At 65.1% G+C, this 12,120-nt stretch carries 14 protein-coding genes; 8 read left to right on the top strand and 6 right to left on the bottom strand.

Annotated features, from left to right (window positions below; genetic code table 11):
- Positions 1–163 precede the first annotated feature (163 nt).
- Both OMP44_RS04820 and OMP44_RS04815 read right to left on the bottom strand, forming a co-directional pair.
- Positions 164–373 (bottom strand): SlyX family protein, encoded by a 210-nt coding sequence (locus OMP44_RS04820; protein ID WP_064306679.1) that lies wholly within the window; start codon positions 371–373, stop codon positions 164–166.
- On the bottom strand, positions 370–786 hold the full coding sequence (locus OMP44_RS04815) for an HIT family protein (protein ID WP_280306821.1): 417 nt from the start codon (positions 784–786) through the stop codon (positions 370–372). The genes OMP44_RS04820 and OMP44_RS04815 overlap by 4 nt, the downstream gene beginning before the upstream one ends.
- A 368-nt stretch (positions 787–1,154) precedes the next feature.
- On the opposite strand from OMP44_RS04815, the gene OMP44_RS04810 reads away from it, so the two are divergent.
- Together OMP44_RS04810 and OMP44_RS04805 are read left to right on the top strand one after the other, a co-directional pair.
- Complete coding sequence (locus OMP44_RS04810; protein WP_280306820.1) at positions 1,155–2,477, top strand: OprD family porin; 1,323 nt, start codon at positions 1,155–1,157, stop codon at positions 2,475–2,477.
- Positions 2,478–2,628: 151 nt separating this feature from the next.
- Complete coding sequence (locus OMP44_RS04805) at positions 2,629–4,335, top strand: proline--tRNA ligase (protein ID WP_280306818.1); 1,707 nt, start codon at positions 2,629–2,631, stop codon at positions 4,333–4,335.
- A gap of 16 nt (positions 4,336–4,351) precedes the next feature.
- Here the strand turns inward: OMP44_RS04805 and OMP44_RS04800 are convergent, their stop codons facing one another.
- Both OMP44_RS04800 and OMP44_RS04795 read right to left on the bottom strand, forming a co-directional pair.
- Positions 4,352–4,639 (bottom strand): acylphosphatase, encoded by a 288-nt coding sequence (locus tag OMP44_RS04800; protein ID WP_280306817.1) that lies wholly within the window; start codon positions 4,637–4,639, stop codon positions 4,352–4,354.
- On the bottom strand, positions 4,636–5,886 hold the full coding sequence (locus OMP44_RS04795) for a YihY family inner membrane protein (protein WP_280306816.1): 1,251 nt from the start codon (positions 5,884–5,886) through the stop codon (positions 4,636–4,638). Before OMP44_RS04795 ends, OMP44_RS04800 begins: the two co-directional genes overlap by 4 nt.
- Before the next feature lie 91 nt (positions 5,887–5,977).
- Here OMP44_RS04795 and arsC point away from each other — a divergent pair, with 91 nt between their 5' ends.
- Positions 5,978–6,331, top strand: a complete 354-nt coding sequence (gene arsC, locus OMP44_RS04790) for an arsenate reductase (glutaredoxin) (RefSeq protein ID WP_280306814.1) — start codon at positions 5,978–5,980, stop codon at positions 6,329–6,331.
- A complete protein-coding gene (gene wrbA, locus OMP44_RS04785; RefSeq protein WP_273809074.1) occupies positions 6,328–6,930 on the top strand; it encodes an NAD(P)H:quinone oxidoreductase in 603 nt (200 codons plus the stop codon). Before arsC ends, wrbA begins: the two co-directional genes overlap by 4 nt.
- A gap of 12 nt (positions 6,931–6,942) precedes the next feature.
- On the opposite strand, the gene hda is transcribed toward wrbA, so the two are convergent.
- Both hda and OMP44_RS04775 read right to left on the bottom strand, forming a co-directional pair.
- Positions 6,943–7,647: a DnaA regulatory inactivator Hda gene (hda, locus tag OMP44_RS04780; RefSeq protein ID WP_064306685.1), complete on the bottom strand. Its 705-nt coding sequence runs from the start codon at positions 7,645–7,647 to the stop codon at positions 6,943–6,945.
- Between the two features lie 97 nt (positions 7,648–7,744).
- Positions 7,745–8,842, bottom strand: a complete 1,098-nt coding sequence (locus OMP44_RS04775; RefSeq protein ID WP_280306811.1) for a DUF2066 domain-containing protein — start codon at positions 8,840–8,842, stop codon at positions 7,745–7,747.
- A 285-nt stretch (positions 8,843–9,127) separates the two neighbouring features.
- Here OMP44_RS04775 and purM point away from each other — a divergent pair, with 285 nt between their 5' ends.
- From purM to OMP44_RS04755, 4 genes are all read left to right on the top strand, one after another.
- Positions 9,128–10,189, top strand: a complete 1,062-nt coding sequence (gene purM, locus OMP44_RS04770) for a phosphoribosylformylglycinamidine cyclo-ligase (RefSeq protein WP_280306810.1) — start codon at positions 9,128–9,130, stop codon at positions 10,187–10,189.
- Complete coding sequence (purN, locus tag OMP44_RS04765; RefSeq protein ID WP_280306808.1) at positions 10,186–10,854, top strand: phosphoribosylglycinamide formyltransferase; 669 nt, start codon at positions 10,186–10,188, stop codon at positions 10,852–10,854. Before purM ends, purN begins: the two co-directional genes overlap by 4 nt.
- A gap of 15 nt (positions 10,855–10,869) precedes the next feature.
- Entirely contained in the window at positions 10,870–11,583 is a 714-nt protein-coding gene (locus tag OMP44_RS04760) for a DUF3108 domain-containing protein (protein WP_017638949.1), read from the top strand.
- A gap of 343 nt (positions 11,584–11,926) precedes the next feature.
- Complete coding sequence (locus tag OMP44_RS04755) at positions 11,927–12,106, top strand: hypothetical protein (RefSeq protein ID WP_133859723.1); 180 nt, start codon at positions 11,927–11,929, stop codon at positions 12,104–12,106.
- Positions 12,107–12,120: the final 14 nt, after the last annotated feature.

The following is a 12,120-nucleotide window of genomic DNA, read 5'->3' as shown; positions in this document are numbered from 1 at the left end:
GCTTCGCTCCGCAGAGGACAGGCCTCTCCCGGAGCGAGTTCCACAAGGGACGAGGCCGGACTGCACCAAAAAAGTGCAAGGATGCAGTGCCGCTAGAGTAGCCGGCAAAGCCGCCTGCGCACGTACGTCAGGGCGACAACAAGATTCAGCTGCGGAACGGATCTCAATAGTGTGGCGGCGGGGCTTCGTCCGGCATGCCGCCACCGCCTGCGCTCTGCAACTCCGCCTGGCGTTCGGCCAGCATGCGGATCTGCGCCGCGCAACGGTCCAGGGTCCGCTGCTGCTCAACGATGATGTCGTTGAGGGTCTGGATGGTGTCGTCCTGGAAAGCCTGGCGCATCTCCAGATCGGCGATACGTTCTTCGAGAGTCATGCCTGTGCCTCCTGTTCGAGCTGCATCCGCCAGAGCTCGGCGGCGGCATGGCCAGCCTCGGCGGCATAGGGCTCGCGTGGCGAGTGCCCCCACACCGGGCCGGGCCAGGCCGGATCACCTTCCTGCCGCAGCAGGACATGCAGGTGCAACTGCCGGACAACGTTACCCAGGGCGCCGATGTTCAATTTGCAGTCAGGGTGAGCGTTACGCAACACCTGGGCAACAAGTGTCACCTCTCGCCACAGTTGCACCTGGTCCTGGGGTGACAGGTCGAGGACCTCGGTAACACCTTCGCGCCGCGGCACCAGCACCAGCCAGTCATAGCGGCGATCGTTCAGCAGCAATACCTGGCACAGCGTCAAGGACGTCACTTCCAGGGAATCGCCGGCCAGTCGTGGATCTATTTGGAACATCTCATCTCCTGCTAACACCAGTCAGCACTAAAAGTGTGCACGGCTTGGGGAACGTGAAACCTTTGGTGTCACAAAGGTGCAATCAACCCGCCCGAAACTGCCCGTCACCCGGGGAATGGCCTAGTGATAGACAGGTGGGCTCGGCGTTTGGGGATTTGTGCACGCTTTTTGCTATCACGATCCGGGTACGACGATCGGACGGGAACTCTTAAAGAGCTTTCTTAAGAGTCACGGTTAATCCGCTCATCACACGCAAAATTTTGATGAAGCCTATCGCCCCTCCGAGAGAGGTGCTATATGTGCCGCTATTAGAACAAACAGCCACGGCTGACACGATGGCTGACTTTCAACCCAAAGGAGCATTTCTGATGCAAGCGATGAAGTGGAGCATTCTCGCCCTGGCCGTAGCCGCAGGGACCACTCAACTGGCTTTCGCCGACCAGCAGTCCGAATCCAAGGGCTTTGTCGAAGACAGCAAGCTGACCCTGTTGAACCGCAACTACTACTTCAACCGGGATCGTGATGGCGGCTCGAACGACCGTCGCGACTGGAGCCATGGCTTCCTGCTGAACTACGCATCGGGCTTCACTCAGGGCACCGTAGGCGTCGGTGTGGATGCCTTCGGCTACCTCGGCATCAAGCTCGATGGCGGCAAGGGTTATGCCGGCACCGGCAACCTGCCGATCGGCAACGATGGCAGCCCGAACGATGAGTACTCCACTGCTGGCGCCGCGGTCAAACTGCGCATCTCCAACACCGTGCTGAAGTACGGCAACCTGCAGCCGACCTCGCCCGTGTTCGCCGTGGGTGGCAGCCGCCTGTTCCCGCAGACCGCTACCGGCTTCATGCTGACCAGCGAAGAAATCCAGAACCTGTTCCTGGAAGCGGGCCACTTCACCGCCGGTCGCGACAACATCAACACCTACCACGACGGCAACCTGGGCGCTGCCTACGCTTCTGTTACCACCAAGTCGGGTGACTATGCAGGCGGCAAGTACAAGTTCAACGATCAACTGAGCGCGTCGCTGTACTACGGTCGCCTGGAAGACCTGTGGAACCAGTACTACGCGAACGTTAACTTCGTTCAGCCGCTGAGCGCCAACCAGTCGCTGACCTTCGACGCCAACTACTACTACACCAAGGACACTGGCAGCGCCAAGCTGGGTGACATCAGCAACAACACCTTCTCGCTGGCAGCTGCCTATAGCATCGACGCCCACACCTTCACCCTGGGCTTCCAGAAGGTCAACGGTGATACCCCGTTCGATTACGTCGGTGCAGGCGGTAAGGGCAACGCCCTGGGTAGCGGTGGCGACAGCATCTTCCTGGCCAACTCCATCCAGTTCTCCGACTTCAACGCCCCGGGCGAGAAGTCCTGGCAGGCTCGCTACGACCTGAACATGGCCACCCTGGGTGTACCCGGCCTGAGCTTCATGACCCGCTATGTGCGTGGTACCGGCATTGACGCTACCAGCAACGCCGCCTATGCCGGCATTGGCTATCAAGATGGCGACAAAGAGCACGAGACCAACCTCGAAGCTAAGTACGTTCTGCAGAGTGGCCCGGCCAAGGACCTGTCCTTCCGCATCCGCCAGACCTGGCACCGTGGCGATGTCAGCACTGGCTCGGGTAACAGTGGTAACGTCAACGAGTTCCGCCTGATCACCGAGTACCCGCTGAGCATCCTGTAAGGGACAGCGTCACTCGCACGATCCAGCAGCCCGGCATTCGCCGGGCTGTTCTTTTCCGACCCTTAGTCGGTGCCACCCGCGTCCCTGTACGCCCTGCCCCACCCCGCCGTACAATGCCGGTCCCGTCTCGATGCCGACAGACCGCCTAGCCATGCGTACCAGCCAGTTCCTGCTGTCCACCCTCAAAGAAACCCCTTCCGATGCCGTGGTGATCAGCCACCAGCTGCTGCTGCGTGCCGGCATGATCCGCAAGCTGGCCTCCGGCCTCTATACCTGGCTGCCGCTGGGCCTGCGCGTGCTGCGCAAGGTGGAAGCCGTGGTGCGCGAGGAAATGAACGCCACCGGCGCCCTGGAGGTGCTGATGCCGGCGATCCAGCCCGCCGAGCTGTGGCAGGAATCCGGTCGCTGGGAGCAGTACGGCCCCGAGCTGCTGCGCCTGAAGGATCGCCATCAGCGCGATTTCTGCGTGGGCCCGACCCACGAGGAAGTCATCACCGATCTGATGCGCAATGAGTTGAACAGCTACAAGCAGCTGCCGATCAATCTGTACCAGATCCAGACCAAGTTCCGTGACGAGATCCGCCCGCGCTTCGGCCTGATGCGCGGCCGCGAATTCGTGATGAAGGACGCCTACTCCTTCCACCTGAACCAGGCGTCGCTGCAGCAAACCTACGACGCCATGTACCAGGCGTACTGCAACGTCTTCAGCCGCCTGGGCCTGAACTTCCGTCCGGTGCAGGCCGACAACGGCTCCATCGGTGGCAGCGGTTCCCACGAATTCCATGTGCTGGCCGGCTCCGGTGAAGACGACATCGCCTTCAGCGACAGCTCCGACTACGCCGCCAACATCGAGAAGGCCGAGGCCCTGCCGCGGGAAACCGCGCGCGGTGCCGCCAGCGAAGAGTTGCGTCTGGTCGATACCCCCGACACCAAGACCATCGCCGATCTGGTGGAGAAATTCGGTCTGGCCATCGAGAAGACCGTGAAGACCCTGGTGGTACGCGGGGCCGAGGAAGGCAGGCTGGTCGCCCTGGTGGTGCGTGGCGATCACGAACTGAACGAGATCAAGGCGGCCAACCTGCCGGAAGTCGCCAGCCCCCTGGTGTTCGCCACCGAGCCCGAGATCCGCGCGGCCATCGGTGCCAGCCCTGGCTCCCTGGGCCCGATGAATCTGTTGATTCCCTGCATCGTCGATCGCTCGGTCGCCCTGATGAGCGACTTCGGCATCGGCGCCAACCAGGAAGACAAGCACTACTTCGGCGTCAACTGGGAGCGCGATCTGCCGCTGCCCCAGGTCGCCGACCTGCGCAATGTGGTGGCGGGCGATCCGAGCCCGGATGGCCAGGGTACCCTGGTGATCAAGCGCGGCATCGAAGTGGGCCATATCTTCCAGCTGGGCACCAAGTACAGCGAGGCCATGAAGCTGTCGGTCCTGGGCGAGGAAGGCAAGCCTACCCTGCTCACCATGGGTTGCTACGGCATCGGCGTGTCCCGCGTGGTCGCCGCCGCCATCGAGCAGAACCACGACGAGCGTGGCATCCGCTGGCCGGCTGCCCTGGCACCGTTCAATATCGCCCTGGTGCCGATGAAGTACGAGAACGCCGCGGTGAAGGAGGCGACCGATCGCCTCTATGCCGAACTGAAGGCCGCTGGCTTCGATGTGCTGCTGGACGACCGTGACAAGAAGACCAGCCCTGGCGTGAAGTTCGCCGACATGGAGCTGATCGGCATCCCCCACCGCCTGGTGGTCGGTGAGCGCGGCCTCAATGAAGGTCTGGTCGAATACAAGGGCCGTACCGACAGCGACAGCCAGAACATCGCCCTGGCCGAGATCGTCGACTTCCTCAAGGCCCGCTGAGGACTACCGCTTCAGGTCAGGCGTCCGTGCGCCTGACCTGGAAGTCGGTGAAGCCTTCACCGCCCACCTCCTCCAGCACCACCCCGGTCACCCGGGCCGCTGCCGGCCCCTGCCAGAGCCAGCGTTCCAGCTGGGCCAGTGCCTCGACCGAACCCTCCAGGTGGCACTCCACCCGGCCATCCGCCAGATTTCGCACCCAGCCGGTGATGCCCAGGCGCTGCGCTTCCTGCCGCGTGCTCTCGCGGTAGTAGACGCCCTGTACGCGACCACTGATCAGGCCGTGACGCGCCGCTCCATCCATCATCGCGGGGCGCTCCTTTCTTCCAGCGCCGGCGCGACCTTGAGCCAGTGGGCCACGCTCCCGGCGAGTAGCTCATGACGCTGTGCCTGCAGCCGGGCGAAGGCGTCCCGCAGCTGCGGATACCAGTCACCGGAAAAGCGTTCGGCGGGCGGCCAGCAGTCCGGTGCGGGAGGCGCCCAGGGCGCGCGATCCAGCAGGTCCAGTAGCGCATAGCCATGCAGATCGCGGCAGAGCACCCAGTGGCCGCTGTCGTTCTGGCATACCAGGCGTTCCTGCTGCAGGAAGGCCAGCACCGCGTGCCATTCATGCTCCGGCAGCTTCCAGCCGGCCTGGTGCAGCCGCCCCAGGTGCAGGCTGGAGCCGCTCTGCTGGCGCTCCAGAAAAGCCCGCAGCACGGCGAGCAGGATGAAGAAGGCCGGCAAGGGGGCGCGGCGCCAGTGATGGGTGGTGGACAGGCTGCATACCACCTCCGCGCCCAGCAGCACGATCAGCCAGCAGACATAGATCCAGACCAGGAACAGCGGCACCGTGGCGAAGGCGCCATAGATCAGCTGATAGCCGGGGAAATAGAAGACATAGAGACCGAACAGGCTCTTGGCCGCCTCGAACAGCACCCCGGTCAAGGCCCCGCCGATCAGCGCGTGGCGCAGCGGGACCCGGGTGTTGGGCACGGCCGCGTACATCAGGGTGAAGGCGGCGATGCTGAACAGCAGCGGCGTGACCTTGAGCAGCGCCTGGGCGCCGGACATGCCGTAGGAGCCGAACACCAGAGCCACCGAGGCCAGGTAGGTGCTCATGGCAAAACCGGCGCCCAGCAGCAGGGGCCCCAGGCTGAGCACGGCCCAGTAGAGCAGGAAGCTGGAGACCCCGCGCCGCGGAATACGCACGCGCCAGATGTCGTTGAAGGTCTTTTCCACCGTCACCAGCATGAAGAAGGACGTCACCGCCAAGAGGGCCACGCCCAGCCAGGTCAGGTGCCGCGCCTGCTCGATGAAGTTGCGCAGGTAATCTTCCAGAGTCGCCCCGGTGGAGGGCACGAAATTGCGGAAGATGAAGGCCTGGATCTGCACCTCGGTGCCCTGGAAGGCGGGTATCGCCGAGAGCATGGCGAAGGTCACGGTCATCACCGGAACCACGGCGAACAGCGTGGTGTAGGTCAGGGCCGCGGCGTTGTTGGGCGCGCGATCCTCGATGAAGCGGTCGGCGAGGTAGCGAACAAAGGACAGCAGTTCACGCAAGCGGGCCGGCATTGGCGGTTCCTCGAAAGGCACGGTCAAGGGCTGGCGCGGCAGTCCTCGCCAACCCGCTACAATGGGCATCTTACCTTCTATGGATCAGCCCATGAGTGAAATCGTCCTCTATCACAACCCACGCTGCTCGAAATCGCGGGCAGCGCTTGAGCTGCTGCAAAGCCGCGAGCTAGCCGTGTCGGTGGTGCCCTACCTGGAGACGCCGCCGGATGCCAGCGCCTTGCGCGAGTTGCTCGGCAAGCTGGGCCTGGAGGCGCGCCAGTTGCTGCGTACCGGCGAGGAGGCCTATCGCGAATTGAACCTGGCCGATCCGGCGCTGGACGAAGAAGCCCTGATCGCGGCCATGGCCGCCCATCCCAAGCTGATCGAAAGACCCATCGCCGTGTGCGGCGAACGCGCCGTCGTCGGTCGTCCCCCCGAGCGTGTCCTGGAGATCCTGCAATGACCCCCGAAGCCTATGTCCTGGTGCTCTACTACAGCCGCCATGGCGCCACCGCCGAGATGGCTCGCCAGGTTGCACGCGGGGTCGAGATGGCCGGCATGGCCGCGCGCCTGCGTACCGTGCCGGCGGTGTCCGCCGAGTGCGCTGCTGTCGCCCCGGCAGTGCCCGAGCAGGGTGCGGTCTATGCCACCCTCGATGATCTGCGCGACTGCGCTGCACTCGCCCTGGGCAGCCCGACGCGCTACGGCAACATGGCCGCCGCGATGAAGTATTTTCTGGATGGAACCAACAGCCTCTGGCTGACCGGCGCCCTAGTGGACAAGCCCGCCGGCGTCTTCACCTCCACCGCCAGCCTGCATGGCGGCCAGGAGAGCACCCTGCTGTCCATGGCGCTGCCGCTGCTGCACCACGGCATGCTCATCACCGGTCTGCCCTACAGCGAGAGCGCCCTGCTGGAGACCAAGGGCGGCGGTACGCCCTATGGGCCGAGTCATTTCGCCGGGGCGGATGGCAAGCGCGCACTGGACGAACAGGAGACGGCGCTGTGCCGGGCCCTGGGCAAGCGCCTGGCGACCCTGGCGGGTCGCTTGCAGAAGAAGTAGGAGCCGGCGCGGCTACCAGCCCATGATTTCCTTGACGAAGGGAATGGTGAGCTTGCGTCGCGCCTGCAGTGACGCCTGATCCAGACGTTCGAGCATGTCGAACAGGGCGTCCATGCTGCGGGTATTGCGTGAGAGGATGAAGCGGCCGACCTCGTCGGTCAGGTGCAGGCCACGGCGGGAAGCGCGCAGCTGCAGGGCGCGCAGCTTGTCTTCGTCGGACAGCGGGCGCAGCTGGAAGACCAGCGCCAGGGTCAGCCGCGACTTGAGATCGGCCAGCTGCACCGGCAATTGCCGCGGCGCAGCAGTACTGGAGATCAGCAGCCGCTTGCCGGCGTCGCGCAGGCGATTGAACAGGTGGAAGAGCGCCTCTTCCCAACGCCGCTGGCCGGCCAGGGCGTCGAGATCATCGAGGCAGACCAGTTCGCACTGCTCGAGGTTGTCGAACAGCTCGACGCCGTAGTCCGCCAGTTCGCCCATGGGCAGGTAGATGGCGCGCTCGCCCAGTTCCTCCAGGCGGTGACAGGCGGCCTGCATCAGATGGCTGCGACCGGCACCCGCGCCACCCCAGAGATAGATCAGACTTTCCGTCCAGCCGGCGTCCGCATCACAGAGACGCTCGACATAGCCAAGCGCCGCGGCATTGGCGCCAGGGTAGTAATTGACGAAAGTGGCGTCGTCACGCAGACGAATACCCAGGGGCAGCTGTAAAGGCATCATGCCAGCTCGAACGGCTCTTGGCAGTTTCGCGAGGGCGCCAAGTCTAACCAAATCCCGGGTCCCTCGCAGCAGCCGCTTCAGTCTTGGGTGTCGGCCCTCATGGCCAGCGGAAATACAGGGTGGTATGTGCCGGCTGAGCGGATGGGGCCGGCTGGGCCGCAGGCGCGTTCGGCGTGGCCGTGGCGTCGACGGGCGTGCCCGGGGTCGCAGCTGGCGGAGTGGCAGGCGCAGCATTGGCGGCCGGCGCCGAGGCGGGCTGCAGCCCGGCAAGACCGAGTTGCGCCTGCAACTGGTCCGGATTGGCAGTGAGGTCGTAGGTCAGCTGAGTCCCCTCGACCTTGACCAGGCGGCTCGACAGGGGCTCCAGGACTTTCTGCAGCTGGGCATAGCGCTCGAAGTTGGAATTGTCGGCCACCAGGGTCAGCGGCTGGGTGGTGCCCGGACGGGAAACGAATTTCTTCGACAGGCGCGCGGCCACATCCTGCAATACCGCAGCCGCCAGGGCGTCCTGATCGGCCGCCTGGCTGCTGCCCTGCTCCGCGGCGCCGTTGTTCCACAGGCGCCACTGGGCCTGCCAGCCATTGCCCTGGGGCTTGGCGTGCACCGCCAGCAGGGCATTGGCGCCATAGCGCTCGGAGGCCTGGCGCAGGGCGGTCGGGTCGCTGGCGTCGATGTTGGCGGCGGTGCCGGCCAGTTGCTCGTTGAGATCGGCCAGCGGCAGGCGGATCGGCAGGCCGGCGCGCTGGGCGCCACGCTGGACGCCGGTGCTGGCGGGCTGGCCATCACCCACCAGGGTCGCCCCGCTGTCGGCGTCGTTGAGCCACCAGATCATCACCACCGGACGATTGGCGCCCCATACCGAGAGCCCCGCCTGGCCCAGGGCACGCTCGGTAGCGGCCGGGTCGAAGTTGGCCACCAGCACCTCCGGCGGGCCGGCGTCATAGCTGTACTGGCTGATCAGGGATTCGGGCGCCGCCAGGGCACTGGCAAGACCCGGGGTCTGGCCGGCCTGGGGATTGCCGGTCAGGCGTCCGGCCAGCACCTGCAGGGCGCGCTTGAGGGCGGCATTGCGCTCGTCCGGTTGTTGCGAGGTCACCGGCTCGCGGACCTGGTAGAGGTTGTCCACCACCTCGGCGCGGGCGAGCGGACTCAGGACCAGCAGCGAAGCGAGCAACGGAAGGACGAGACGGCGCATGGCGATTCCATAGAAAGGGCAAGGGGCATACCTTAAAAGCCGCCCGATCCGCGAGCAAGGGCACTGGGTCGCGGGCTGCGCAGAAGGTAGCGACGGAGACTGCCCGCCCGGCGAACGGACGGGCGACCAGGCTCAGACCACGGCAGGCTGGCCGGGTGCCATCGCCGCCCGGACCGGAGGCCGCGGCCGGCCGCGTGCTTTGGCACGGCTTCTGGTAAAATCGCCCGCCTCATTGCCGGCTGGCGCCAGCCGGCTCGTTTCGCCATTAGCCAAAGGCCAGGATTCATGAGCAAACAACCCCAGCTGAGCTACAAGGACGCCGGTGTAGACATCGACGCCGGTGAGGCTCTGGTAGAACGCATCAAGGGCGTCGCCAAGCGCACCGCCCGCCCGGAAGTCATGGGCGGCCTGGGGGGCTTCGGTGCCCTGTGCGAGATCCCGGCAGGCTATCGCCAGCCGGTACTGGTCTCCGGCACCGACGGCGTCGGTACCAAGCTGCGCCTGGCCATGAACCTGGCCAAGCACGACAGCATCGGCATCGACCTGGTCGCCATGTGCGTCAACGACCTGGTGGTCTGCGGTGCCGAGCCGCTGTTCTTCCTCGACTACTACGCCACCGGCAAGCTCAATGTCGACGTCGCCGCCCAGGTGGTGACCGGCATCGGTACCGGTTGCGAACAGGCCGGCTGCTCCCTGGTGGGCGGCGAGACCGCCGAGATGCCCGGCATGTACGAAGGCGAAGACTACGACCTGGCCGGCTTCTGCGTCGGCGTGGTGGAAAAGTCCGAGATCATCGACGGTTCCAAGGTGGCCACCGGCGACGCCCTGATCGCCCTGCCCTCCTCCGGCCCGCACTCCAACGGCTATTCGCTGATCCGCAAGATCATCGAGGTGGCCGGTGCCGACATCGAGAACATCCAGCTCGACGGCCAGCCGCTGACCGAACTGCTGATGGCGCCCACCCGCATCTATGTGAAGCCGCTGCTCAAGCTGATCAAGGACACCGGCGCGGTCAAGGCCATGGCCCACATCACCGGTGGCGGCCTGCTCGACAACATCCCGCGCGTGCTGCCCGAGGGTGCCCAGGCGGTGCTCGACGTGGCCAGCTGGCAGCGTCCGGTGGTGTTCGACTGGCTGCAGCAGCAGGGCAACGTCGACGAGACCGAGATGCACCGCGTGCTGAACTGCGGCGTGGGCATGGTCATCTGCGTGGCCCAGGATCAGGTCGAAGGCGCCCTGCAGGCGCTGCGTACCGAGGGCGAGCAGCCCTGGGTCATCGGCCGTATCGAACAGGCCGCCGAGGGCGCCGACCAGGTCGTGCTGAACAATCTGAAACAGCACGGATGAGCCCTGCCGACTGCGCCGTGGTGGTGCTCATCTCCGGCCACGGCAGCAACCTGCAAGCCCTGCTCGACGCCGCGACGCCGCCCGTGCGGATCGCGGCGGTGATCGCCAACCGCGCCGAGGCCTATGGCCTGGAGCGGGCCCGCCAGGCCGGGATCGCCACCCGGGTGATCGATCACCGCGAACACGGCGATCGCGACAGCTTCGATGCGGCCCTGGCGGCCGCCATCGACGCCCAGGGCGCCGATCTGGTGGTCCTGGCCGGCTTCATGCGCATCCTCACGCCCGCCTTCGTGCGGCGCTACCAGGGTCGCCTGATCAATATCCATCCCTCGCTGCTGCCCCTGTACAAGGGCCTGCACACCCACCAGCGCGCCCTCGATGCCGGCGATGCCTGGCACGGCTGCAGCGTGCACTTCGTCACCGAAGAACTGGATGGCGGTCCGGTCGTCCTGCAGTCGCGGGTGCCGGTACGGGCCGAAGATACGGCGGAGAGCCTCGCGACACGGGTACACGCCGCCGAGCACCTCCTTTATCCTGTGGCCGTGCGGTTGTTCGCCGAAGGTCGTCTGCGGCTGGGTACCCTGGGTGCCGAGCTCGATGGCGAGGCACTGCCGCCTACCGGGGCCACATTGCCGTCGCTGACGGCCGCGGCCTCCCTTTCCTGATCCAAGGAGAAACTGATGCGACGTCTGTTGTTCCTATTGGCCACCCTCTGCAGTGCCTCGGCCTTCGCCTTCGACCTGCAGCCGTTCACGGCCAGCTACACCGCCGACTGGAAGCAGATGCCGGTCAGCGGCTCGGCCGAACGCTCGCTGGAGAAAGAAGCCGATGGTCGCTGGGAGCTGAAGTTCGAAGCCTCCATGCTGGTCGCCGGCCTCAACGAGTCCAGCACCTTCCGCCACGAAGGCGAAGCCTTCCTGCCGGACACCTACCAGTACAAGCGCAGCGGGCTGGGCAAGAGCCGCGAGAGCGAGCTGACCTTCGACTGGGCCGCCAAGAAGGTCACCGGCAAGGACAAGGACGATCCGGTCAGCCTGCCCCTGGATCGCGGTCTGCTGGACAAGTCGACCTATCAGCTCAAGCTGCAGCAGGACGTGGCCGACGGCAAGAAGAGCATGAGCTACCAGATCGTCGACGGCGACAGCATCGACACCTACGACTTCCGGGTCATCGGTCCGGAGCGCATCCGCACCCCGCTGGGCCTGTTCGATGCCATCAAGGTGGAGCGCGTGCGTGATCCCACCAAGAGCAGCCGCAAGACCGAACTGTGGTTCGCCAAGGACTGGGACTATCTGCTGGTGCGTCTCTACCAGCAGGAGAGCGACGGCAAGGAATACCAGACCAGCCTCAAGGAAGGCTCGGTCAACGGGCGCACGGTGAAAGGCGCCAACTGATCAGGTCTGCAGGCAAAACGCCCTCTTCGGAGGGCGTTTTCCTTTATCCACCAAGCGGGCGTGGTTGCTGTCTTAGCAGGAAGGCGGTGCGTATCCAGCAGCCCTCTTCTGGCGTTTTACAGAGGTGCCTATCGCGGCCATGGGCCGCTCCTACACCCTTGTTGATCCTGCAGGAGCGGCCCAAGGCGATGATGCCGCCGCCGGACGACAACCGCAGGCGCGACAGATTGTCGCAGAAGTTGTAACGACTTGTTGCCGAGATACGCCTTGGTCCTGAAGCGAAACGCTCTAGTATGGGTTTTCAAGCCCTGCCGTAGTGCGGGCTCGACCAAGGAGATACAGCATGACCATTACCGTAACCGAACGTGACGAAGACCATATGTCCCGCGAAGCCCGTGGCCTGGGCATGCATCTGTGGGACGTGAAACAGGAAGGGGAATTGGTCGGCGTCTACCAGAGCGAAGCCGATGCCCTGGAGTACAAGGAGCAGATCGAACACGAAGGCGCGTCGCACGCCGAGTGAGTCGAAAGACCTTT

Source organism: Pseudomonas flavocrustae (assembly GCF_029872515.1).
GTDB lineage: Bacteria > Pseudomonadota > Gammaproteobacteria > Pseudomonadales > Pseudomonadaceae > Chryseomonas > Chryseomonas aestiva.
Note: the sequence above shows the minus strand (reverse complement) of the source record. Positions and strands in the feature narration are given on the sequence as shown.